We start from the raw sequence: 22,808 nt of genomic DNA, 5'->3' as shown, positions 1-22,808 counted from the left end.
GTCCTTCTCCATAAAAACCAGTCTGCAAAAACATCGCGCTTTGCAGACTGGCCATTTTCCATTATTTACTGCTGACTTTCTCTTTCAGAACATCATTCATACGTGCTTTATCTCTTTCCAACACTGGACCAAGGTATTTTCCTGTATAAGAGACATCTGCCTGTTCGGCAATTTTTTCCGGTGATCCCGTTGCAATAATCTGTCCGCCGCGGTCTCCGCCTTCCGGACCTAAATCAATAATATGGTCCGCACTTTTAATCACATCTAAATTGTGTTCGATAATCAAGACAGAATCTCCATTATCCACCAGTCGCTGCAGGACATCCAGCAAACGGCGAATATCAGCAGAATGCAATCCTGTTGTCGGCTCGTCCAGAATATAAAAGGTCTTGCCGTTGGAACGTTTATGCAACTCACTCGCTAACTTCACCCGCTGTGCTTCCCCGCCGGATAAAGTTGTGGCCTGCTGACCTAATTTAATATAACCTAATCCGACATCGTACATGGTTTGCAGTTTCCGTTTAATCTTTGGAATCGCAGAGAAAAATTCCAATGCTTCTTCAATCCGCATTTCCAGGACTTCGGATATATTCTTGCCTTTATATTTCACTTCCAGGGTTTCCCGGTTGTAACGCGCCCCGTCACAAACTTCACATGGGACATAAACATCCGGCAGAAAATGCATTTCAATCTTGATAATTCCGTCTCCACGACAGGCTTCACAGCGTCCACCTTTTACATTAAAACTGAAACGTCCTTTTTTATAACCGCGTACTTTAGCTTCATTCGTTTGCGCAAATACATCGCGAATATCATCAAATACACCCGTATACGTAGCCGGATTGGAACGCGGTGTTCTTCCGATTGGAGACTGGTCAATATCGATAACTTTTTCAATATGCTCGATTCCTTTTATCGTTCGATATTTCCCAGGTTTCACTTTTCCTTTATATAATTCTTTCGCCAGGGACTTATACACAATCTCATTCACCAGTGTACTTTTTCCGGATCCGGAAACACCTGTTACAACCGTCATCAGTCCAATTGGAATCTCAGCCGATACGTTTTTTAAATTATTTTCCGATGCGCCGGTAATTTTTATTTTGCGTTTATCCGCTTTTTTACGCTTAGATGGTACAGGAATAAATTCTTTTCCGGATAAATAACGGCCAGTTAAGGAATTCTCATTTGCCTTCACATTTTCCGGTGTATCGCTGGCAACAATCTCTCCGCCATGCTCGCCGGCGCCAGGACCAATATCAATCAGCCAGTCCGCTGCAAGCATTGTATCTTCATCATGTTCTACCACAATCAACGTATTATCTAAATCCCGCATTTGTTTAAGCGTCTCAATCAAACGGTCATTATCACGCTGATGCAGACCGATAGAAGGCTCATCAAGCACATAAAGCACACCTGTCAGCGCCGATCCGATTTGTGTCGCCAGGCGAATCCGCTGTGCTTCCCCGCCTGAAAGTGTCCCTGCTGAACGGGATAATGTTAAATAATCCAACCCGACATTATTTAAAAATGCCAGACGGTTATCAATCTCCCTTAAAATCAAGCGAGCAATCTGACGGTCTTTGTCACTCAGTTCAAGCTGGGTGAAGAAGTCTTTAGATTCCAGGATTGAAAAATCGGTTACTTGACTGATATGCTTCCCGTCAATTAACACCGCAAGTGCTTCTTTATTTAAACGGTTCCCTTTACAGGTTGGACAATTTTTCTGAGCCATATATTTTTCTAACGTTTCACGGATAAAATCAGATGACGTTTCTTTGTACCGGCGCTCTACGTTTTTTAGCACCCCTTCAAAAGCTACATCTTTAGTACGGGAGCTGCCAAAATCATTCTCATAATGAAAATGAATTTTTTCTTTTCCGCTTCCATGTAAAATTTTATCCATTTGTTCCTCTGGAATATCTTTCACTGGAACATCCATTGGAATGGCATAGTGATCACAGACACTTTTTAGAAGTTGCGGATAATACTGCGAACTGATCGGTTCCCATGGCGCAACCGCATGTTCATTTAATGTTTTATCCCAATCTGGAATAACCAATTCCACATCAACCTCAAGTTTTGAACCTAATCCATCACAGCTTGGACAAGCACCAAACGGGCTGTTAAAGGAGAATAAACGCGGTTCCAGCTTTCCGATGGAAAAGCCGCAAATAGGACACGCATGATTTTCGCTGAACAACAGCTCTTCATCGTCAATCACATCCACAATCGCATTGCCATCACCGAGTTTCAATGCTGCTTCCAAAGAATCACTTAAACGGCTTTCAATGCCGTCTTTCACGACAATACGGTCAATAACAACTTCAATAGAGTGCTTTTTATTTTTTTCCAAGTTAATATCGTCCGTAACCTCCATCATATTTCCATCAACACGAACACGCACGTACCCTTGTTTTTTCAAGTCTTCTAATACTTTAACATGTTCTCCCTTCCTGCCTGATACGACAGGAGATAAAATTTGCATTTTTGTTCTTTCCGGATATTCCAGCACCCGGTCCACCATCTGCTGGACAGTCTGTGAACTGATTTCAATCCCATGTGTCGGACAAGTCGGTTTTCCTACCCGTGCAAATAGCAAACGCAAATAATCGTAAATCTCTGTCACGGTTCCCACGGTGGACCTTGGATTTTTACTGGTTGTTTTTTGGTCAATCGAAATAGCCGGTGATAATCCTTCAATCACATCGACATCCGGCTTATCCATCTGTCCCAGGAATTGTCTTGCATAGGCAGACAAAGATTCAACATACCTGCGCTGTCCTTCCGCATAAACGGTATCAAAGGCGAGGGAAGATTTCCCGGAACCGGAAAGCCCTGTCAGAACCACTAATTTATTTTTAGGAATATCCACATCTATATTTTTTAAATTATGTGCTCTGGCACCTTGAATGTTTATAGATTTGCTTGGCATAAAAACCTCATCCTTCCGCTTTAAGCTCCAAGAGAACATCTCTTAATTCCGCTGCTTTCTCGAAGTCTAGATTTTTGGCTGCTTGTTTCATTTCTTTATCCATATTTTCGATGACCTGCTGTCTGTCTTTCTTCGTCATCTTCTTCACTTGTTCCGCTTCCGATTCGTATGTTTCCGAAGCTTCGGCAGCAACCGTTGCCTGAATAACATCCCGGACTTCCTTCCGAATCGTTTGTGGCGTAATACCATGCTTTTCATTATATTCCTGCTGAACAGCACGACGGCGTTCTGTTTCATCCATCGCTTTTTGCATCGAATCGGTTATTTTATCGGCATACATAATAACTCTGCCTTGCTCATTACGTGCAGCACGGCCCATTGTCTGGATTAAAGAACGTTCTGAGCGCAAGAAGCCTTCTTTATCCGCATCCAAGATGGAAACCAGTGATACTTCCGGAATATCCAGTCCCTCCCGGAGAAGGTTAATTCCGACAAGTACATCATATTTTCCGACACGGAGATCACGGATTACTTCAATCCGCTCCAATGTTTTAATTTCCGAATGCAGGTAAGCAACTTTGATACCAATTTCTTTTAAATAATCGGTTAAGTCCTCTGACATTTTTTTCGTTAACGTCGTAATCAATACACGTTCATTACGTTCAGCCCGTTTATTAATTTCTCCAATTAAATCATCAATTTGTCCTTCGATCGGACGAACCTCTATCTCTGGGTCCAGTAAACCTGTCGGACGGATGATTTGCTCTGTCATTTCCGGAGAATGTTCTAATTCATATGGACCCGGTGTTGCGGAAACATAAACCAGCTGATTTGTCTTCCCTTCAAATTCTTCAAAGCGCAACGGCCGGTTATCCATCGCAGAAGGCAGTCGAAAACCGTGATCAACCAGAACTTGCTTCCGTGCCTGGTCTCCATTGTACATTCCGCGGATTTGCGGCAATGTCACATGGGATTCATCAATAATGACTAAAAAGTCATCTGGAAAGAAATCCAGCAAGGTATATGGCGTTGCTCCCGGCTCACGTAATGTTAATGGACGTGAATAGTTTTCAATTCCGGAACAAAAGCCCATCTCCCGCATCATTTCCAAATCATAATTTGTACGCTGCTCTAAACGTTGTGCTTCCAGCAGCTTCCCGGCATCATTTAATTCTTTCAGCCGTTCTTCCAATTCTTTTTCAATATTTTTAATCGCTATTTTCATCTTTTCTTCACGGGTAACAAAGTGGGATGCCGGAAAAATAGCTACATGCTCACGGTCACCGATAATTTCGCCGGTTAAAGCATCTACTTCGCGAATCCGGTCAATCTCATCTCCAAAAAATTCTACCCGAATACAGTGTTCTTCATGCGATGCAGGAATGATTTCTACGGAATCTCCGCGTACCCGGAATGTCCCGCGCTGAAAATTAATATCATTTCTTGCATATTGAATATCTACCAGCTCCCGCAACAGCTGGTCTCTTTCTTTTTCCATGCCAAGTCTTAAGGAAAGCACCTGGCTCTTATATTCTTCCGGATTTCCCAGACCGTAAATACAGGAAACACTAGATACAATTAAAACATCATTTCGTTCAAAAAGTGCGGACGTAGCCGAGTGACGCAACTTATCAATTTCATCATTGATACTTGCATCCTTTTCAATAAACGTATCTGTAGATGGTACATAGGCTTCCGGCTGATAGTAATCATAATAACTCACAAAATATTCTACCGCATTATTTGGGAAGAATTCTTTAAACTCACTATAAAGCTGGCCTGCCAGCGTTTTATTATGTGCAATCACAAGTGTCGGCCGGTTAATTTCTTTGACCACATTGGACATGGTAAATGTTTTCCCCGTTCCGGTAGCACCGAGCAATGTCTGGTGACGCTGGCCGGCAAGTACTTTTTCGACAATATCATTAATTGCAGCCGGTTGATCACCCGCCGGTTCATAAGCAGAAACTAATTCAAAATGATCATTCATCCTATTTCCTCCGTTCCTTGCAATAACTATTTTCTATTATACCCTTTTTACGAAAAACGAACAAGCATTCGATATTTTCTTTATATTTTTGATGCTATTTTTTAAAAATCCTCTACTTCCATTATAGCCTTTCTGTCAATCTTTCAATCCTTGATTATATTTTACAATAACGAAAAGAATGCTTGGATCGCGTATAACTGCTGTTCCAAGCATTCTTTTATTAAGATGCGTTATTCTTTCTTTCTCTTCTTGCTTTAAAGGGCTCTTCTGCAAACTGAAACCCTAAAGAATGATGTTCTCCTTCATAAAGGGAACACTGTACAAAGCGGACTTCTTCGTCCCGGTTCAATACTTCCATTTTAATATAAGCTCCGCTTCCCTGCAACGCTTCATAAAAAGTCTGAGGAGTTTGCACATTTCTTCCGCCAACCCGGTAAATAACTTCACCAATTTCTATTTCCAATCTGTCTGCAGGACTTCCCGGTAAAATACCGACAACCCGTAACCCTTTTGCATGCGGCTGGTAATACGGTCTGCGTAAACGGTCGCCTTCTCGATAACGATAATTCAAATATTCCTTTCCAATTATCGCCAGTATGATGGCAGCAAGAGAAAGATATGGAACAAATACGCCGCTGACAGCAATTAGTAAAATACCAATTGCTAAAAATGTATTTGCCTTAGCCAGTTTATAGATAGCTTCCTGGTGAAAATGCCCTTTGGCTTTATAGTTAAAGCCAATCAAGAAAGGAATAAGCACCAATCCCAAAGAAGATTCACCAATGGATAAATAAGGCCACCAGGGCGCAAAAGAAGTAATTGCCCCTTCCGGAACAAGCATCAGCAACGGTACAACCGTTAATCGCTTCAGCTGCTGTGCACCTACCCAGGCTCCGCGGTCACTCAATTGAATGCTTGGAAACACATCCTGTTTTTCTATCCGTTTAATCAATAATGACTCTACAAAAAGAAGTAACCCTGCCAGCACTGCTAACGCTGGAAGGCTCCGCCCATAAAGCAAGGAGTAGTCCAAAACATTTTGTATGTCCAATATATATGGTGCAAAAAATAAAAGAAGAAACGTCAGCCCCAATGTATAGCTGGGGGAAAGTAATGTAAAACGCGTACTGATACTTAAAATAACAAAACTAAGAGCTAATACGAGAAGGGTCTCATAAGAGAATACCATCCCGACACCAATCATAACAGCAGATATTAATATACCGCTGATTAATGAAACAAGCCAAGTCTGGTGCCATTCCATAAACTTGGGATATATTTTTATCCCGAAATCATACCGCTCGCGTTTAATACGAAAATAACTTGCCATCGTTAATATAAATAAAAACCAGTATAATGCCGGATTCAGAAAAAATTTGCCTATGCCTTTTGCCAATTCAATAAGCCATGATTCCACCAATACGCTTCACCTGCTTTGCAAATCCTATTTGTTAATGAAAATTTGTTCATCCATCACTGGATGATGAATGAACAAATCTCCTGTTTTATTGATAAAGTTCCTCTAAAGAACGTTCCAACTGTCTGTCGTCTTCCCCATCACGAATTTTTTCAACTACTTGTGTTTCAATTAAACCGCCTGTTTCTTCATCTACTTCTCCAGTTACTTCCAGATCATTATCTTCCTGGAACGCTTCTACAGCACTTTCTGTTTCTTCACTAAAGTAACCGTCCGTTCTTCCCGTATCGTATTCCAGTCCAGATAACATCTCTTGCATATTCGCGATTGCCTCGCTGGTATGGTCAAAAGTGAGCGCCTCGTCATCTGTTACTTGAATAGGAGTTGAATAATAGTAATCGTCCTGTTTTTGTTCGATGGTCGGCTCTACACCTTCCCCGTCAATCGAGTTACCATTAGGTGATAACCATCTAAATGTTGTCATTTTAATGGAGCTGTCATCCCCCAATGGAACAGCCTGTTGTACAGTGCCCTTTCCAAAGCTGGTTTCGCCGACAATGTCATAATCAAGCTCTTGCATAGCCACAGCGACAATTTCAGAAGCAGAGGCACTACCTTCATCAATCAGTACGCTGATAGGGTAATCCTTTTTCTCATCTAAATCAGATACATACTCTTCTGCATTGCCATCTGCATCCTCTATTTGCAGGTAAGGCATATCACTTGGAACAAATTGCTGCAGGATTTCTTCAGCAACATCCAGCAACCCACCAGGATTTCCGCGAACATCAATAACCAGTCCATCAATACCTTGATTTTCTAAATCCGTCAGCTGTTCTTCAAATTCTTCTCCTGTATGTTCTGAGAAGTTTGTGATTTGAATAACCCCGGTGTCATTTCCGCCTTCTGAATTCACTTCACTATATACCGTTTCAACCGGAATAGTATCGCGTTCAATCGTTACTTCAAATGGATCAGAAGTACCTGAACGCTGTATTTCTAAAACAACATCGGTTCCTTTTTCGCCGCGTATTTTTGCAACAGCCTCGTTCACATTTAACCCTTCCAGGCTTTCTCCGTCCACACTTAACACTTGGTCATTTGGACGCAGTCCTGCTTTTTCAGCCGGGGATTCTTTCATTGGAGACATAATGGTAATATATCCTTCCACCTCACTGACTTCTGCCCCGATGCCTTCAAAAGATGACTCAATCTGCTCATTAAATTGTTGCATCATTTCACTATCTAAGTAAGAAGTATGTGGATCGTCCAGTGTAGAAAGCATGCCTTCAATTGCACCTTCCACCAGTTCATTATCGTCAACATCTTCTATATAATTCGATTGAATCAATTCAAAGGTTTGTGAAATTTTATTCAAATCTGCCGGCAATTCCTCACCTGATTCATCACCGCTATTACTCAATGTGCCATTGTCTGAATCAGACATTTCTAAAGCAGAGTTGTCGCCCTGGTTCTGGGCTAGTTTAACTCCACCATAACCTCCTAACACACCGATAAGTAATGCACCAATTAATATCAGTATGATTTTAGTTTGATTAAGCTTCATTTCTACACCTCTTTATTTCTTCAAAAGTTTTTATCCACCTCTGAAGTTGAATGCATGTATGCAATCACAACAGGAACTTTATCTTTCTTATTCTTCTATTATACCTGCTTTCTTAATGGAAAACACGTCATTTTTTCTAATAAGAAAAGCATATCATGTTATGAAGGGAATGACTATGATTTAAACCAATATCATGAAGAAACCGTCTTCTGTATCGTGTCCGCTCTGTTGTCTATGTTATCACTTTATCCTGATAACAAGAAAACCGAACTATTTCAAATTCCAAATAAATGGCCATTTGAATAATAGTTCGGATTCCTGCTTTGCTAAACAACTGCTTTATTCTATTCGATATTGGTTAAATTAATTAATGTAACCTGCCGGGTTAACCGGGTTCTTATAACCGCCCGGGTGTACTTCAAAGTGGAGATGGACCCCCGTAGAGCCTCCTGTATTCCCCATAACTGCAATTTGATCACCTTGGCTTACCGTCTCCCCGTTAGAAACCTTAAAACTGCTTAAGTGTGCGTATAACGTTGTATATTCTTCTCCATTTATATCATGCGTAACCATGACGGTATTGCCATAACCACTCATTGTTCCAGCGAAAGCAACCACCCCGTCTGCTGCAGAGCGAATCACTTTATCCCCTTCTCCAGTTTGTCCAAAATCCATTCCATTATGTGGTCGGACATCGCCATGAATCGGATGCACCCGGTTTGGATCAAAAGGTGATGTTTGCGGACCGGATGTCGGACGAATAAAATCAGAACTGCTGCTTGGAGCAGCACTTTGTGATTTCACTTCTCCTGATGCACTGCTTGCTACTTGTACATCTTCACTTTTTTCTTCACTTGAAGAGTCACTGTTTTCGGATGAATCATCTTTTGAAGTGTCATTGCTTTCGGATGATTCGTCTTCTTCTGAAGTATCCTCTTCCGGCTCGTTACTCTCTTCTGTTTCTTCTTTTTCCTGTTCTTGTTGTTCTGATTCTTGCTGCTCTGCTTCTTCTTGTTCTGCCTGACGGGCTGCTTCTTCTTCCCGCTCTTCCTCTGCTTTCGCTTCAGCCTCTGCGCGTGCTGCCTCTTCAGCTTCTTCCTGTTCTATTTCTTCTTTCTTACTTTCAGCCGATTCCAATGCAACCTGTTTCGTTTCTGCTTGTGCATCCATTAACGCTTGTTCTTCTTCAGCTGATAATTTCTCTTCTTCCATATCATCATATTCAATTTCCAGATCAGCCAATAGAGTTTCCTTATCAGAAATTTGATCATCCAGCTGATCTTGTAATGCGAGCAACTCATCTTGTTGATCTTCCAGTGCTGCTTTATTTTCTTCTACAGCAACTTTATTATCTTCCACCGTTACTTTGCTCGCTTCCAGTTCATCCTGGTCATCTTCCAGTTGCGCTTTATCATTCGCTTGCTCTTCTAAAATAGATCTGTCTGAATCCATTACTTTATTAACCGCTGTACTTCTGGAAACAAATTCACTGAAATTTTGTGCCCCAAAAATAACTTCTAAGTATTGAATTTCTCCACCATTTTGCTGAATGCTGCGAAGGCGGTCTTTAATGAGTTCATCTCTTTCCTCAATCCGCTCTTCTAAATCAACAATGTCTTCTTCTAATTCTTCTATTCGATCAGATAATTCTTCTATTTCATTTGTCAAACTATCAATTTCCTGATTTGTTTCTTCTATTTCCGTTTCTTTTTCCGAGAGATCGGATTGTGTCTGGCTCAATTCTTCATCGATGGATGAAATTTCGCTTTCTACGTCATCCTGTTCTTTTTGGTTTGATTCCAGCTTTTCCTCGGAATTCTCTTGCTTTTTCTTTGCTTTCTCTTTTTTGGATTCTAAATCAGATTTTTCTTTTTCCAAATCATTAATTTCATCTTCCACATCTTTTACAGACTCTGCCGAAACAGAATGTATTGGTGCTGTTATTGCGAGCAAAGTAATCAAACTAGATACTGTGAATGCTCTCATGCTTCTCATATGTTGTTCCCCTCTCCATTTTGTTTCTGCATCAAACACACTAAAACATGGCTCTGCTACCATATTCAGTATATGAATCTATTTTAGAAAAACCCGTATTCACTGCACTTGCAATGAATGCGAGTTTTCTTAAATGATTCCGGTTATGGAATTAATCTTTATCTTTCTTTTATACTTTTAAGAACTTACGGACACTCATCACGCTTCCCCAAACACCGATTATTGCTCCTATACAAAGGACCATCCCTGATAATTGCCAAGCAAATGGATTAAACGGCAGGAGATCTACAAATTGGAAGGACGTAGCAGCCGGGAAATAGTTGTATACATAGTAGTAACCACCTACAATAACAGCTACTGGAACCAAGGAACCGAGTATTCCTAATAATGCCCCTTCCACAAAGAATGGCCAACGAATAAACGAATTTGTTGCCCCTACTAACTTTTGGATTCCAATTTCTGTACTTCTTGCAATGATTGTAATCTTGATTGTATTGGAAATTAAGAATATAGCAGTGAAAACCAGCGCTACAATTAACACTAACCCTATCGCTCTGGCGTAGTTAGTGAACTCAAAAAGCTGATCGACTACTTCTTGCCCATATAATACATTTTCTACGTTATCTAATTCATCAATTTGATTTGCAATCACTTCAGTATCTTCAGGAACAGCAGCTTCGACCGTATACACATGGCTCAGCGGGTTATCCTGTTCAAGCATTACCCATGCTTGTCCCTCATCACCCATACTGTCAATTAAACTATTTAATTCATTTTCATTAGAAGAAAACTGGACTTCTGCAACCCCATCTATTTGCTCTATTTCTTCACCGAGTTCGACAATTTGATCCTCATCAGCAGTCACATCAATCATGGTGCTGATTTGCACATCTTCTTCAATATTCTTCGCCATCTGATTCAAGTTCAAGACTAACGCTAAAAATACTGCAACGAGAATTAAGGTTGTGGTTACTGCTGCAATCGAAGCAAAGGTCATCCAGCCATTCCGGAATATGTTTTTTATACCTTCGCGTAAATGTCTTAATAATGTTCTATACTTCATAGCCGTAGTCACCCCGCTGTTGATCTCGTACAACATTTCCATCTTCTATTGCAATGACACGGCGTTTAATTGTATTAACAATATGTTTACTGTGAGTTGCCATGATGACAGTTGTACCTTTTGAATTAATATCATCTAAAACCTGCATAATTCCCCAAGAAGTATCCGGATCCAGGTTTCCTGTCGGCTCGTCCGCTATGACTACCTTCGGGTTATTTACAATAGCCCGCGCAATTGCCACACGCTGTTGCTCTCCCCCTGATAATTCACTTGGGATCATTTTCGCTTTGTCTTCCAACCCTACAAGCTGCAGGACTTCTGCCACTCTATGTTTGATACTTTTTGGCGATGTTTCAATTACCTCTAAAGCAAACGCTACATTTTCATAGATTGTCAGTTTTTGCAGAAGTTTAAAATCCTGAAAGACAACGCCTATATCACGTCGCAAGTACGGAATATGTCTTTCTTTTATTTGACTTAAATCCCGACCATTAATGATTATTTTCCCTTTTGTCGGCTTTGCTTCGCGGTAAATCAAACGGATAAATGATGATTTACCGGCTCCACTCGGCCCGACAAGATAAACAAATTCGCCGCGGTCGATATGTATATTAATATCGTTCAGGGCTGTTACTCCATTACTATACGTTTTGGATACATTCTCCATCGTTATCATTTCATGACCACCTATTACTATATTATTTCCATTTATGACGAAGCGTCTCTACGATATGTTATATATATTCTAAAAAATACATATTTCGTCATCTCTATTTATTATCATTTTAACTAGTATATTAATCATTTTTATTTATTATATAAGCTCTATATTTCTGCATGAATCGACATCATTTAAATAGATTGAAACGAACAAAAGCAATTATAACATCTCTGCGTATTTTTTGATGAAAAAATCACATTACATTTTTATTTCAATTCGACAAAACTTGTAATAATTCAATCAGGTCATTCTGCAATCCCTTCATGATGGTATTTCACAGTTTTTCTTAAAATTGCCATATTTATTTTTTTCGTAAATTCATATGTTTCGTTTTTCCATGAAAAGGGTAAAAGAGCTTTTATTTTATTAAAACATTGCTGAGATGTTTCATAGGTATTTTAAAAAGCAGAATGAAGTGGAATATATTGCTTGAAAAAGGGATATTTCTATATTCGATAAGAGAGGAGATAATGATTTCTTGAAGAAGTGTTGCCGATACATCTTGGGAGGTAAAATAATAGAAAGAAGAGAGGATAACAGACGCTTGCAATAAAGCAAACGTCTGTTGTCATTATTGTTCCGATAACCAGGAAGACAATTCTTGCAAGTCTTCTCCTTCTACTTGTGTCTGTGGAGGCATACTGCCAATTCCTTCATGAACAATATCCTCAATTTGTTCCGGTGAATATTTCGAACCAATATCAGCCAATTCCGGACCGCCATTACCAGAAAGGTCGTTGCCGTGACAGTTGGCACAATTATTACGATATACTTCTTCACCGGCTTCCAGATTCTCTTCTGTGTCACTGGTGTCGCCTGCGTTACCACAGGCACCAAGAACAAAAAGTAATCCTAAAAACAAAGCAGCTATTCCTTTTTTCACGTATTATCCTCCTTGATTCATGCTGTTGCTATCAGTATATCTTTTTTTCATTCTTACTACATGGAGGATTTTGAACAAAAAAGAACAATTGCTTTTAATTCATTTGTGAACGAAGATACGCATTAATAAACATATCTAGTTTGCCATCCATCACAGCCTGGGTATTTCCTGTTTCCACATCTGTCCTGTGATCTTTCACCATCGAATACGGATGAAAAACATACGAACGGATTTGGCTGCCCCAGCCAATTTCCATTTGTTCTCCACGAATATCAGCCAATTCTTGCTGCTGTTTCTCGATTTCCAGCTGGTAAAGTTTTGATTTTAACATTTTTAACGCCTGTTCACGGTTTTTAATCTGTGAACGTTCATTTTGACATGTCACAATGATATGCGTTGGAAGATGCGTAATCCGCACTGCAGAGTCTGTCGTATTGACATGCTGTCCGCCAGCACCGCTGGCACGATAGGTATCTATTTTTAAATCTTCCGTCTTAATATCAATATCGACATCGTCGTTCATTTCCGGTGTCACATCGCAGGATACAAAGGATGTATGCCGTCTTCCGGATGAATCAAAAGGAGAGATTCGGACCAGACGGTGAACTCCTTTTTCTGCTTTCAAATAGCCATAAACATTATGCCCTTTGATTAACAATGTAACACTTTTCACACCGGCTTCATCACCAGGAAGGTAGTCAATTGTTTCTACTGAAAAAGAATGGCCCTCTGCCCAGCGTTGATACATCCGCAATAACATACTTGCCCAATCCTGCGATTCTGTACCGCCGGCTCCTGGATGCAACTCTAATATAGCATTATTTGCATCATAAGGTTCATTTAATAAGAGCTGTAATTCAAATTGATCTACCTGTTCTTTAAAACTTTTTATTTCCGTTTGCAAGTCATCAAATAACTCTTGATCATTTTCCTCTTTAACAAGTTCATAGGAGACTTCCAGGTTATCTAATGTCTCTGTGATATCCTCAAATTTATCAACATAGCTTTTTAAACCATTTGATTCTTGAATGACCGATTGTGCTTGATTCTGATCATCCCAAAAACTTGGATTAGCCATGAGTGATTCTAATTCAGCAATTCGTGCTTTCTTCTGATCGAGGTCAAAGAGACCCCCTGAACGCTTCAACTCGTGAAGTTATTTTTTCTAGCTCTTGCTTAATGTCGCTTAATTCCATAAATTAATTCCTCCTGATAAAGTGAAACTTCCTTTAATGGGGGAAATTCTTTCCTCCTCCCATTGAAGGTTCATTGAACGAATCGGGCCGTTACTGGCTGCCCTATTTCTCACTTACAATTTTCGATTTTTCTCCATTATTGAAGTGGGAGTCTTATAGCCAGTTGCACTGCGATAATGCTTTCTATCACTTATACTTTATTATTTCCCGTGACAGTTTTTATATTTCTTACCACTGCCGCATGGACAAGGATCATTTCGCCCTACTTCATTGTTTTTCACAACCGGTTTTCTTGATTTCTTCTTGCTTTCTCCGCCTCCGGAAACAGCTTGCGTATTTTTAACAACTTCCTGACGTTGCAGGTTATCCTGGATTTGTGCCTTCATAACATATCTGGATACTTCTTCTTCAATGCTTGCAATCATTTCTTCAAACATATTGAAGCCTTCCATCTGGTATTCACGCAATGGATCATTCTGTCCATATGCACGTAAATGAATACCTTGACGCAATTGATCCATCTGGTCAATATGATCCATCCACTTAGTATCTACTGTACGGAGTAAGATTACTTTTTCAAACTCGACAAATTGCTCCGGTGTCAGTTCTGCCTCTTTAGCATCGTAGCGGCGATTCACTTTTTCCATGATAATCTCTGTTATTTCAGCAGGTTCTTTATCCTTCAATTCGTCCTTAGGCATATCGCCCTGTTCCAATAAATTACCTTCCACATATTCGATAATGGCATCCAGATTCCATTTGTCCTCATCATTATCCTGCGTATGCGTATGAACAATCCGCTCTACCGTAGATTGAAGCATATTTGTAATAATCTCACGCAGGTTGGTTTCCGAATCGATGACTTCAAAACGCTGTTTGTAAATAATTTCACGCTGCTCACGAAGTACATCATCATAAGACAGGATGGTTTTACGAGCGTCGTAGTTATTGCCTTCAACACGTTTCTGGGCAGATTCTACTGCACGGGAAACCATTTTACTTTCAATTGGCTGGGTATCATCCATACCGAGTCTTTCCATCATTGTTCTCAAATTATCTGACCCAAAACGCCGCATTAGCTCGTCTTCCATGGATAAGAAAAATTGGGAAATACCAGGATCTCCCTGACGTCCGGAACGACCGCGAAGCTGATTGTCAATCCGGCGCGATTCATGCCGTTCTGTACCAATTACTGCAAGTCCGCCCAGCTCTTTGACACCATCACCCAGCTTAATGTCAGTACCGCGTCCGGCCATGTTGGTCGCAATCGTTACAGAACCTCTTTGTCCGGCATTCTCAATAATTTCCGCTTCACGAAAATGGTTTTTCGCGTTTAACACTTCATGTTTAACGCCTGCCCGTTTTAACATCTGTGAAATCAATTCGGAAGTTTCTACAGCTACAGTACCGACAAGAACTGGCTGACCGGCTTCATGACGTTCTTTAATATTACTTACAACAGATTTAAACTTGCCATCCATTGTTTTATAAATCTGATCTGCTTTGTCATCTCTTTGAATAGGTTCATTCGTAGGGATAGCAATAACATCCATATTATAAATGCTCCGGAATTCCTCTTCCTCTGTTTTGGCTGTACCTGTCATTCCAGATAATTTATTATACATCCGGAAATAGTTCTGGAAGGTGATAGAAGCAAGTGTCATACTTTCATTTTGAATCTGCAATCCTTCTTTGGCTTCTATCGCCTGATGCAACCCGTCACTGTACCGGCGTCCCTTCATTTTACGTCCGGTAAACTGATCAATGATAATGACTTCCCCTTCTTCCACCATATAATCTGTGTCACTATGCATCGATACATGCGCTTTTAAAGCCTGATTAACGTGGTGGGTTAAGGAAACATGTGATAAATCAAACAAGTTTTCAATTTGAAAGAATTTCTCTGCTTTATCAATTCCTTGTTCCGTTAATTGTACTGCCTTTGTTTTTTCATCAAAAGTATAATCTGATTCTTTTTGCAGCGTACGTACAAATCGATCCGCCTGCTGATAAAGCGATGCAGATTTTTTGGCCGAACCGGAAATAATCAACGGTGTACGAGCCTCATCAATTAAAATCGAGTCAACCTCATCAATGATGCCATAATTCAATGAACGCTGTACCATCTGCTCTTTATACAGCACCATGTTGTCTCTTAAATAATCAAAACCAAATTCATTGTTTGTTCCGTAAGTGATGTCAGCCTGATATGCTAAACGTTTTTCTTCCTTAGGAAGACCGTTGTGATTTAAACCGACTGTTAACCCTAAAAAGCCGAATAGTTCCCCATTTACTTTCGCATCACGATCTGCTAAGTAATCATTAACCGTAATAATATGCACGCCCTCTCCGGACAATGCATTAAGATACGCTGGCATGGTTGAAGCCAACGTTTTTCCTTCCCCTGTTTTCATTTCAGCTATATTACCGTTATGCAGCGCGATTGCGCCAATTAATTGTGTTCGGAAAGGACGCATTCCGAGTACACGTTTAGAAGCTTCACGGACAACCGCATATGCTTCAGTCAGTAAATCGTCCAATTCTTCTCCATTTGCAATTCGCTCTTTGAATTCTTCTGTTTTATGCTGCAAATCTTTATCTGAAAGCTTTTCCACTTCTGGCTCTAATGCCTCAATCTTGTCCACCTGTTTTTCAATACGCTTCACTAATTTTTGGTTTCCATCACCAAAAATCTTCGTTAATAATCCTGCCATTATAAACGCTCCTCAGTTATTTGAAACTTTTGTTACTTACCGGACTACATTCCAGCGTCATTCATATATATGATTTACCATTGTTTAAAGCGCGTCTTTAAAAAGTTACTAGCTTTTATATTACTTTTCAAAGGTAAAGATATCATCGTTAGTACCTTTATCATTTCTTATAGGTAATCGTCAATAATAGTATCATAACACTTCCTAAACCGTTATGACAACTTACATCGTTTGTGTCGTTTTTGATAGTGTTTCCTCTGGATCACTAAAAGAATCTCTAGACTTTTTTTATTAATAATTCAACTTTCGCGCTCTTAAAAGTGACTTCCTTTCCAAAGGAACAGAAGTTGATCGTTTCTTGCATACATCTGTTGACAAAGATGAGAAAGTAAAGTGTAAGACGACCGCTGCGGCGGACCGTTTTGCTTTCCGACGTACAAATGTTTTCGGTGGGGCGAGTAAGCGCAGTCCCAACCCAGGACGTTGCGGTCTTAGTCTGCCTAAGGGCACGCTCTTCAGATGGTGCTGATCCCTCAGGAGTCAAAACGGTCCGCCTCCGCTAGTAGGATATTCTATGCGGTTAAAATTGCTGAACCAATAAAAGTTCAATCAGACAGAACACGTTTTTTTAGCGCATGGCAAAAGATTTTATTTCTTCCATCCGCTGTAGAATCCTATTAGAGCGCAGGCCAACCACAAAGTTGAGTTATAAAAAAAAGAACTGAAACGATTATTCCAGTTCTACAATGAGGCAATCTTGCGAGGGAGTTTTTTCGGAGAGTAGTACCATTCTTGGTTATACTACTTTATATTTTTTCTTTTTGTTTTGAGGATAGTTGTGCAACATTTTTATTGAGGTTAGCTATAAAACGTAATAATTGTTGAATTGTCTGTTCCTGCTGTCTCACCCGTTGTTCAAGCTCATTCAACAATTGCTGGTTCATATACTGCATTTGACCGCCTCCTTTTTTCTTTCTAAACCATTTATATCATAGGTTGTCTTTCCCCGCGAATCGACAAAATTGAATTTTTATTTGCTAAAATTGCATTTTCTCCCGGGAGAAATTCAATTTTTAAAGTATAAAAATGATTTTCTTGTCAAAAATAATACTAAAAATTGAAAATTGATGCTTTTTAACAAAAATTTTATTATATAGAGACAATTTATTACGTTTTCCTCTATCCCCTTATTATTCGTATAAAAATTAAAACAGTCTGCTGCCTCTATGACAGAAGCAGCAGACTGTTTTTTCTACGAAACTATTTTTCTATTTCGATTTATACATGCGGTTCAATTAAACCGTATTTTCCATCACGGCGTTTATAAACCACATTGGTTTCGCCGGAATCATCGTTGGTAAATACAAAGAAGCTGTGTCCCAGCATATCCATTTGCAGAATAGCTTCTTCAGAATCCATTGGTTTCAGATTAAACCGTTTGGTACGAACCAGTTCAATCTGATTTTCAGGTTCTTCAGCTGCCTGTTTCGCTTCTCTTTCTAATTCAGCAAAAGCATGCTTAGGTGCTCCATTTTGTCTAAATTTACGGTTAATTTTTGTTTTATGTTTGCGTATTTGTCTTTCTAATTTATCTACGGCTAAGTCTACAGCAGCGTATAAATCAATATGCTGTACTTCTGCACGCAGTAAGAGATTTGTCATTGGGATAGTAACCTCAATGCGCTGTTCATCATTATAGACACTTAAATTCACATGCACATCGCTAGTCGGAGGGGTATCAAAGTATCTTTCCAATTTGCTGATTTTCTTCTCAACATATTCCCGAATAGCGTTTGTAACCTCAATATTCTCGCCTCTGATATTAAATTTCATGTAAGTGTCCTCCTTCTTTACTTTTATAAATCTATTATAACACTATTTCACAAACTTCTCTTGTCTAAACCCCTTTTTTTCGTAAACGTTTTCTATTAAATTACTTCATCTCCTTATACGCAAGGATTAGAAAGGGGGATGTTTTCTATTAACACTAAAAAGAGAAAGGAATATCGTTCTCCTTCCTCTCTACTTTTTTTTATCTAAAAACATACCATCCGTATTTTGTACATTTTTATAAGGGTTAACGTAACTTGTTGTCGATTTTTTTTGCTGTTGTACCTGTTTCATTTCATTTTTTAATGCAGTGAACAACTGCTCCATCTGCTGTTCGATATGCTGGTTCATCTGGACAACCGTAGTTCCCAGTTTTTCTTCCTCTTCTGTATAAGGAGGAGCTATCGTTTCAAGCAGTTTCCCTCTCTTCTCTATTTTCTTCTGTAATACACCGATAACTTCTTCACGGTTATGAGAGGTGATGTCCCGCAGTAATAGCTGCTGCATGCTTTCTGTTATTTGGTGGATAGGGCGTATTCGGTTCATCAGATGGAAGCACCTTGTTTGTATTTTTGCTGACGGTCCTTTAGAATAACCTGCTTCCAGACATCACGGAATTCTTCGGTGTAACCGAGCGCTTCTTCCAGTTTCTCTATATCATTCTTTATATTTGCTTCTTTTAACAGGTTATGGATATAGTCATATAATGGGAGAATTTGTTGAGAAATCTCCATCTCCATATCAAGCGTTACTATTAGTTCATTAATGATTTTTTGCGCTTTCTGGATATTTGTATTTTTGGCAGCAAAATCTTTATTATCCAAGTCTTTCATGGCTTGTTTTATAAATTTAATACAACCGTTATAGAGCATTAAAGTCAATTCACCGCCGGAAGCTGTGTTGACAGCATTGTTTTGGTAAGCTTGATATGCTTTATTGCTACTCATACCGGGTCACCCCCTCTTTTTATTGTTCCATTCCGGAAGAGAAATTCGACATTAGCATACTGGATTGCTGGTTCATATTCGAAATAGCACGCTCCATCTCCGAGAATTGCTTCCAATAACGTGCTTCTACACTCTCCAGGCGGCGTTCAAAATTCTCAATACGGCTATTTATATCCTCCATCCGCTTTCCTATCGCATAACCATCTAAAGTCATGTTGTTTTCTGTACCAGCACGCTGATTGATTTGGCTGATGGTACTTTCTACGGAATCCTCCAGACGGTTAATTAAACCTCTTCCTTCTCCTTCTTCATTATTTACGAAGAGTTTTTGGACACTTTCTGCATCTTCAGCCAATGCCTCTCGAAGACTTTCTTCATCGATAACGAGCTTTCCACCATTCATATAGTCAGCGGACGTTTCAATTCCTACTTCGGTTAACGAAGTAAAAGCTCCTTCATTTTGCACCGTTCCATACCAGCTGGAACGCATGCTGGTTAAGCCATTTGATAAAGAAGCCTCTCCTCGGAGCATTCCGCTTTTTGCCTGTTCTTCCCAAAGTTCAATTTCTCGTTCGCTCATGTCCGATTTCTGCTCATCGGTTAATGGCGGATAATCACGAAAAACTTCTTCACGTTGCGACCCATTTATTTCATCAACAATTTCATTATACGATTCCACAAATGCTGTGATTTTTTCAACCGTATGATCAATATCGCTCGTTACGTTTAAAGATGCCTCTCCGTTCGTTTCATTTAAAAATTGGAAGGTAACACCATTCAGCTCATAATGGTTATCTTGGGATTCAACTGTATAAGCGCCGTTATAGGTGAATTCAGCATTTTGGGCGCCTTCTTCATCTTCTACATTTAAACCTAGTGCTGTAAACAAGCCGCTATCGTCCATGCTAAAGTCAACTTCCGCCCCGTCTTCATTATAAACACCCGTTCTGGTAGCTTCTAAAATCGCTGTATCGGAATTTTGATCATAAGTCATCCGAACAGGAGCATCCGCATCGTCATTAATCCGTCTGATAACATCCGAAAGGGTATCGCCCTCTTCCATTTCATATCGATGTTCTTTGAAGAATCTTCCCTCACCATCTTCTTCTCCATATGAAGCATCTTTTCCATACGTTCTAAATGTAATCGGACCATCCAAATTCAGAGGTTCTTCTGGGTCAAATCCTTCTTCAGGTTCCCCAACATTAATCGCAGAAGTCGCCAATTCCCCTACTTCAATCCGATATGTCCCGCTGTCTGCCCCGGCGCTTCCTGTGGCAATTACCGCATCTTCCTGTGTAGATGAAATTATTTTTGAATTAAACGTATCACTCATTTTCATATCAAAAATCTTATTTCGATCAAAATCGGCCAACAATTTATTCACATCCCGGAAAGCATCGCGTTTCCACTCCAACTTTGTCCGGTCTTGGTGTAATTTATCAAGCGGAATTCTTTCTGCGTCCATTAAATCTTTAACCATTGAGTCTGTATCAATACCACTCGCTAAACCGCCAATTCGCATTATTCTTCACCTCTATATCCTTTTATTGACTAACAGTCCCATGAAATCAGCCATTTCTGCATACATATCCAACATCTTCTTTGGAGGAATTTCACGTATAACTTCTTCTTTATCAGCATCGACAACTGTAACGTAATACTTTTCCAGTTTTTCGTGCATTTCAAATTTGATATTTCTTCTGACCGGCTTTAAAAAATCATTCATCTTCTCTATGACTTGTTCAACTTGTGCTCTGCTCACTGCTCTGTTTTCTTCTTTCATAGCTGTGTCTTTGCCTTTTGTGTCAGATTCAAAAGCAGCGGATGATGTAACGGTGTTAATGGAATGAGGAATAAATGAAGTATTTGGAACTCCAGTTTTATTAACAACCATCAGGTTACACTCCTTACTGTTTATCTTTTATATCGGCTTCTTTTGTAAATTATGAAGCGCTAAATACAATGAAAAACATTTCTCCAAAAAGAAGCCATCTGCATTACAGTTCCTTTCCTTTCAAAAAGTCTAAGAGGTTTTGATCGATTTGTGCCGCCTGATTGTTTTGGTTTTTCACATCTACATAAATCTCCTGACGATAGATATCCACTGATTTAGGTGCACGAATCCCCAGCTTGACCTGGTCTCCTTCAATGGCAATGACTTCGACTTCAATGTCTTCACCGATTTGAATCGCTTCATTTCTTTTTCTGGAAAGTACAAGCATTATTTCCCCTCCTTTTCATGAGAAGGCTGGTTAATGGAAGCTCTGGATGAATAATCGTCCTGTTGAAGAACAACCTGTTTCGCCAGATTTTCTTTCACGTGAATCACAATGGGCGCTTTCAGGTTAATGGTACTGTCTGTAAAAGGTTTATTTACTGTGACGATGGTATAAATCGCTACATCATTGCGGTCTTCTATATGTAAACGTTCAATAGCAGAAGGCTCCAGCTCAAACGTATAATCTTGATAAAAATAATAGGGGTCAGTGATGATAAAAGCTAAACTGGCATCATCTACCGATTGTAAAATATGAAAAATGTGATTATCCGGAAATTCCAGCAATACAAATTGCCTGGCTTCTGAAAATCCAGGGATTCCGGACGGAAAGGTAATTATTTTAGACGTATCAATTTCTATTTCACCCAGATAGGCAGATGTTATTTTCATGGTGCACACTCCTTATATTTTCGTATTGACTACTTCGATTGTTAAATTCGGATGCTGCGCAAGAGAAGTTTCGACGCTTCCTGGTGTATATTGCATCATCGGTTTATTTATGTTTCCTTCAATAACTGGTTCATTCACCTGCACTTGAATGTCCAATTCTCCCGGCTCATAAGATGTCTCTACAGCAAAAGGAGAAGGAATAAATGTTAACCCTAATTGTTTTGGATGGGAAAAACCATTTTCCATCGCTTGTGATTTAATGGGATTGGTATCATTTTCAATCCGCATGAGCGCATCTCCTTGACGTGCTCTCCGTGCAGTTCCTTGCAGTGCTGCCTGCTTACCATCCTGTGCATTTTTGGCAATACTTTGTTTCGCACTTAATAAATTCATGTCTTCCCAAGCCTGGCTCTGATCAATGTTTAATCTCCCGGGGCTGGTTCGCATGGTGATGTCTGCTGCAGGCTGTCTGATGGTTAAATCGCCGGAAGGCTGTGACATATGTAATTGCGCCGGTTCAGATTGTATTTGTATTTTCGCCTGCTGCGAATGCATGCTAATTTGCGGAAAATCCATCGCCATTCCCTCGCTATCATCTTTTTAAAAACACCCCACCGCAGACAACATAATGGGCAGGGTGTATGAATGGTACCTATACCTTTTTAGTGCGTGTTCAAAAAGTCCGATAAATAGGACCAAGTCGGTTAAGAACGCGACGTCCTGTCGCAACACCGACACTAGCACGTCCTGTGCGTCGGAAGTTCAAGGCGACTAGCAAATTCCAAACGGAGCGTATGCCCTAATACGTGAGTATTGGAATTTGCTAGTCAACGTAGAAATTCGCCGTGTCATTTTTATTGGACTTTTTGAACATCTTCT

General features: G+C 39.8%; 19 protein-coding genes. All 19 read right to left on the bottom strand.

The features are described from left to right. Nucleotides 1-61: 61 nt before the first annotated feature. Nucleotides 62-2,935 carry an excinuclease ABC subunit UvrA gene (uvrA, locus tag B7E05_RS05915; protein WP_080873299.1) on the bottom strand — a complete coding sequence of 958 codons (2,874 nt, stop codon included), beginning with the start codon at nucleotides 2,933-2,935 and terminating at the stop codon, nucleotides 62-64. Between the two features lie 7 nt (nucleotides 2,936-2,942). Continuing rightward, nucleotides 2,943-4,925, bottom strand: a complete 1,983-nt coding sequence (gene uvrB, locus B7E05_RS05910) for an excinuclease ABC subunit UvrB (RefSeq protein WP_080873297.1) — start codon at nucleotides 4,923-4,925, stop codon at nucleotides 2,943-2,945. A 220-nt stretch (nucleotides 4,926-5,145) separates the two neighbouring features. Next, nucleotides 5,146-6,342: a PDZ domain-containing protein gene (locus B7E05_RS05905; RefSeq protein ID WP_245832984.1), complete on the bottom strand. Its 1,197-nt coding sequence runs from the start codon at nucleotides 6,340-6,342 to the stop codon at nucleotides 5,146-5,148. A gap of 88 nt (nucleotides 6,343-6,430) precedes the next feature. Beyond that, nucleotides 6,431-7,909, bottom strand: coding sequence for a S41 family peptidase (locus B7E05_RS05900; RefSeq protein WP_080873295.1), 1,479 nt, complete (start codon nucleotides 7,907-7,909; stop codon nucleotides 6,431-6,433). Between the two features lie 363 nt (nucleotides 7,910-8,272). Then, entirely contained in the window at nucleotides 8,273-9,904 is a 1,632-nt protein-coding gene (locus B7E05_RS05895) for a murein hydrolase activator EnvC family protein (RefSeq protein ID WP_080873293.1), read from the bottom strand. Between the two features lie 169 nt (nucleotides 9,905-10,073). Beyond that, nucleotides 10,074-10,967, bottom strand: coding sequence for a permease-like cell division protein FtsX (gene ftsX, locus B7E05_RS05890; protein ID WP_080873291.1), 894 nt, complete (start codon nucleotides 10,965-10,967; stop codon nucleotides 10,074-10,076). Continuing rightward, nucleotides 10,957-11,643, bottom strand: a complete 687-nt coding sequence (gene ftsE, locus B7E05_RS05885; RefSeq protein WP_080873289.1) for a cell division ATP-binding protein FtsE — start codon at nucleotides 11,641-11,643, stop codon at nucleotides 10,957-10,959. Before ftsE ends, ftsX begins: the two co-directional genes overlap by 11 nt. Nucleotides 11,644-12,259: 616 nt before the next feature. After that, the gene (locus tag B7E05_RS05880) at nucleotides 12,260-12,571 is read right to left on the bottom strand and encodes a c-type cytochrome (RefSeq protein WP_080873287.1); all 312 of its coding nucleotides are present in this window, start codon (nucleotides 12,569-12,571) and stop codon (nucleotides 12,260-12,262) included. 94 nt (nucleotides 12,572-12,665) lie between these two features. Next, nucleotides 12,666-13,767 (bottom strand): peptide chain release factor 2 gene (gene prfB, locus B7E05_RS05875; protein WP_143833184.1). Its coding sequence is split into 2 segments (ribosomal slippage): nucleotides 12,666-13,694 and nucleotides 13,696-13,767, totalling 1,101 coding nucleotides; the frame shifts between segments, so codons are not numbered across the junction. A 200-nt stretch (nucleotides 13,768-13,967) separates the two neighbouring features. Further along, nucleotides 13,968-16,481: a preprotein translocase subunit SecA gene (gene secA / locus B7E05_RS05870; RefSeq protein WP_080873283.1), complete on the bottom strand. Its 2,514-nt coding sequence runs from the start codon at nucleotides 16,479-16,481 to the stop codon at nucleotides 13,968-13,970. An 806-nt stretch (nucleotides 16,482-17,287) separates the two neighbouring features. Next, nucleotides 17,288-17,434 carry a hypothetical protein gene (locus tag B7E05_RS22075; RefSeq protein ID WP_179134476.1) on the bottom strand — a complete coding sequence of 49 codons (147 nt, stop codon included), beginning with the start codon at nucleotides 17,432-17,434 and terminating at the stop codon, nucleotides 17,288-17,290. 325 nt (nucleotides 17,435-17,759) lie between these two features. Continuing rightward, nucleotides 17,760-18,314 carry a ribosome hibernation-promoting factor, HPF/YfiA family gene (hpf, locus tag B7E05_RS05860; RefSeq protein WP_080873277.1) on the bottom strand — a complete coding sequence of 185 codons (555 nt, stop codon included), beginning with the start codon at nucleotides 18,312-18,314 and terminating at the stop codon, nucleotides 17,760-17,762. 189 nt (nucleotides 18,315-18,503) lie between these two features. Then, nucleotides 18,504-18,857 (bottom strand): flagellar protein FliT, encoded by a 354-nt coding sequence (gene fliT / locus B7E05_RS05855; RefSeq protein WP_080873275.1) that lies wholly within the window; start codon nucleotides 18,855-18,857, stop codon nucleotides 18,504-18,506. Continuing rightward, entirely contained in the window at nucleotides 18,857-19,258 is a 402-nt protein-coding gene (gene fliS / locus B7E05_RS05850) for a flagellar export chaperone FliS (RefSeq protein WP_080873273.1), read from the bottom strand. The genes fliT and fliS overlap by 1 nt, the downstream gene beginning before the upstream one ends. Before the next feature lie 19 nt (nucleotides 19,259-19,277). Next, nucleotides 19,278-20,783, bottom strand: a complete 1,506-nt coding sequence (gene fliD / locus B7E05_RS05845; protein WP_080873270.1) for a flagellar filament capping protein FliD — start codon at nucleotides 20,781-20,783, stop codon at nucleotides 19,278-19,280. Nucleotides 20,784-20,795: 12 nt separating this feature from the next. Then, a complete protein-coding gene (gene flaG, locus B7E05_RS05840; RefSeq protein ID WP_080873268.1) occupies nucleotides 20,796-21,155 on the bottom strand; it encodes a flagellar protein FlaG in 360 nt (119 codons plus the stop codon). Nucleotides 21,156-21,258: 103 nt separating this feature from the next. Beyond that, nucleotides 21,259-21,483, bottom strand: a complete 225-nt coding sequence (gene csrA, locus B7E05_RS05835; RefSeq protein ID WP_080873265.1) for a carbon storage regulator CsrA — start codon at nucleotides 21,481-21,483, stop codon at nucleotides 21,259-21,261. After that, entirely contained in the window at nucleotides 21,483-21,929 is a 447-nt protein-coding gene (gene fliW / locus B7E05_RS05830; RefSeq protein WP_080873260.1) for a flagellar assembly protein FliW, read from the bottom strand. The genes csrA and fliW overlap by 1 nt, the downstream gene beginning before the upstream one ends. 12 nt (nucleotides 21,930-21,941) lie before the next feature. Next, on the bottom strand, nucleotides 21,942-22,505 hold the full coding sequence (locus B7E05_RS05825) for a DUF6470 family protein (RefSeq protein ID WP_080876230.1): 564 nt from the start codon (nucleotides 22,503-22,505) through the stop codon (nucleotides 21,942-21,944). Nucleotides 22,506-22,808 lie beyond the last annotated feature (303 nt).

Origin of the sequence: Oceanobacillus timonensis, from assembly GCF_900166635.1 — a bacterium.
Lineage (GTDB): Bacteria > Bacillota > Bacilli > Bacillales > Amphibacillaceae > Oceanobacillus > Oceanobacillus timonensis.
The sequence above is the reverse complement of the archived record's forward strand: the minus strand, read 5'-3'. Positions and strand labels throughout refer to the sequence as shown.

Bases quoted from the DNA above. Each gene is read 5' to 3' on its own strand.
- uvrA (WP_080873299.1), bottom strand. From the start codon at position 2,935: ATGCCAAGCAAATCTATAAACATTCAAGGTGCCAGAGCACATAATTTA.
- uvrB (WP_080873297.1), bottom strand. From the start codon at position 4,925: ATGAATGATCATTTTGAATTAGTTTCTGCTTATGAACCGGCGGGTGAT.
- B7E05_RS05900 (WP_080873295.1), bottom strand. From the start codon at position 7,909: ATGAAGCTTAATCAAACTAAAATCATACTGATATTAATTGGTGCATTA.
- B7E05_RS05895 (WP_080873293.1), bottom strand. From the start codon at position 9,904: ATGAGAAGCATGAGAGCATTCACAGTATCTAGTTTGATTACTTTGCTC.
- ftsX (WP_080873291.1), bottom strand. From the start codon at position 10,967: ATGAAGTATAGAACATTATTAAGACATTTACGCGAAGGTATAAAAAAC.
- ftsE (WP_080873289.1), bottom strand. From the start codon at position 11,643: ATGATAACGATGGAGAATGTATCCAAAACGTATAGTAATGGAGTAACA.
- secA (WP_080873283.1), bottom strand. From the start codon at position 16,481: ATGGCAGGATTATTAACGAAGATTTTTGGTGATGGAAACCAAAAATTA.
- B7E05_RS22075 (WP_179134476.1), bottom strand. From the start codon at position 17,434: ATGCAGTATATGAACCAGCAATTGTTGAATGAGCTTGAACAACGGGTG.
- hpf (WP_080873277.1), bottom strand. From the start codon at position 18,314: ATGAAATTTAATATCAGAGGCGAGAATATTGAGGTTACAAACGCTATT.
- fliT (WP_080873275.1), bottom strand. From the start codon at position 18,857: ATGAACCGAATACGCCCTATCCACCAAATAACAGAAAGCATGCAGCAG.
- fliS (WP_080873273.1), bottom strand. From the start codon at position 19,258: ATGAGTAGCAATAAAGCATATCAAGCTTACCAAAACAATGCTGTCAAC.
- fliD (WP_080873270.1), bottom strand. From the start codon at position 20,783: ATGCGAATTGGCGGTTTAGCGAGTGGTATTGATACAGACTCAATGGTT.
- flaG (WP_080873268.1), bottom strand. From the start codon at position 21,155: ATGGTTGTTAATAAAACTGGAGTTCCAAATACTTCATTTATTCCTCAT.
- csrA (WP_080873265.1), bottom strand. From the start codon at position 21,483: ATGCTTGTACTTTCCAGAAAAAGAAATGAAGCGATTCAAATCGGTGAA.
- fliW (WP_080873260.1), bottom strand. From the start codon at position 21,929: ATGAAAATAACATCTGCCTATCTGGGTGAAATAGAAATTGATACGTCT.
- B7E05_RS05825 (WP_080876230.1), bottom strand. From the start codon at position 22,505: ATGGATTTTCCGCAAATTAGCATGCATTCGCAGCAGGCGAAAATACAA.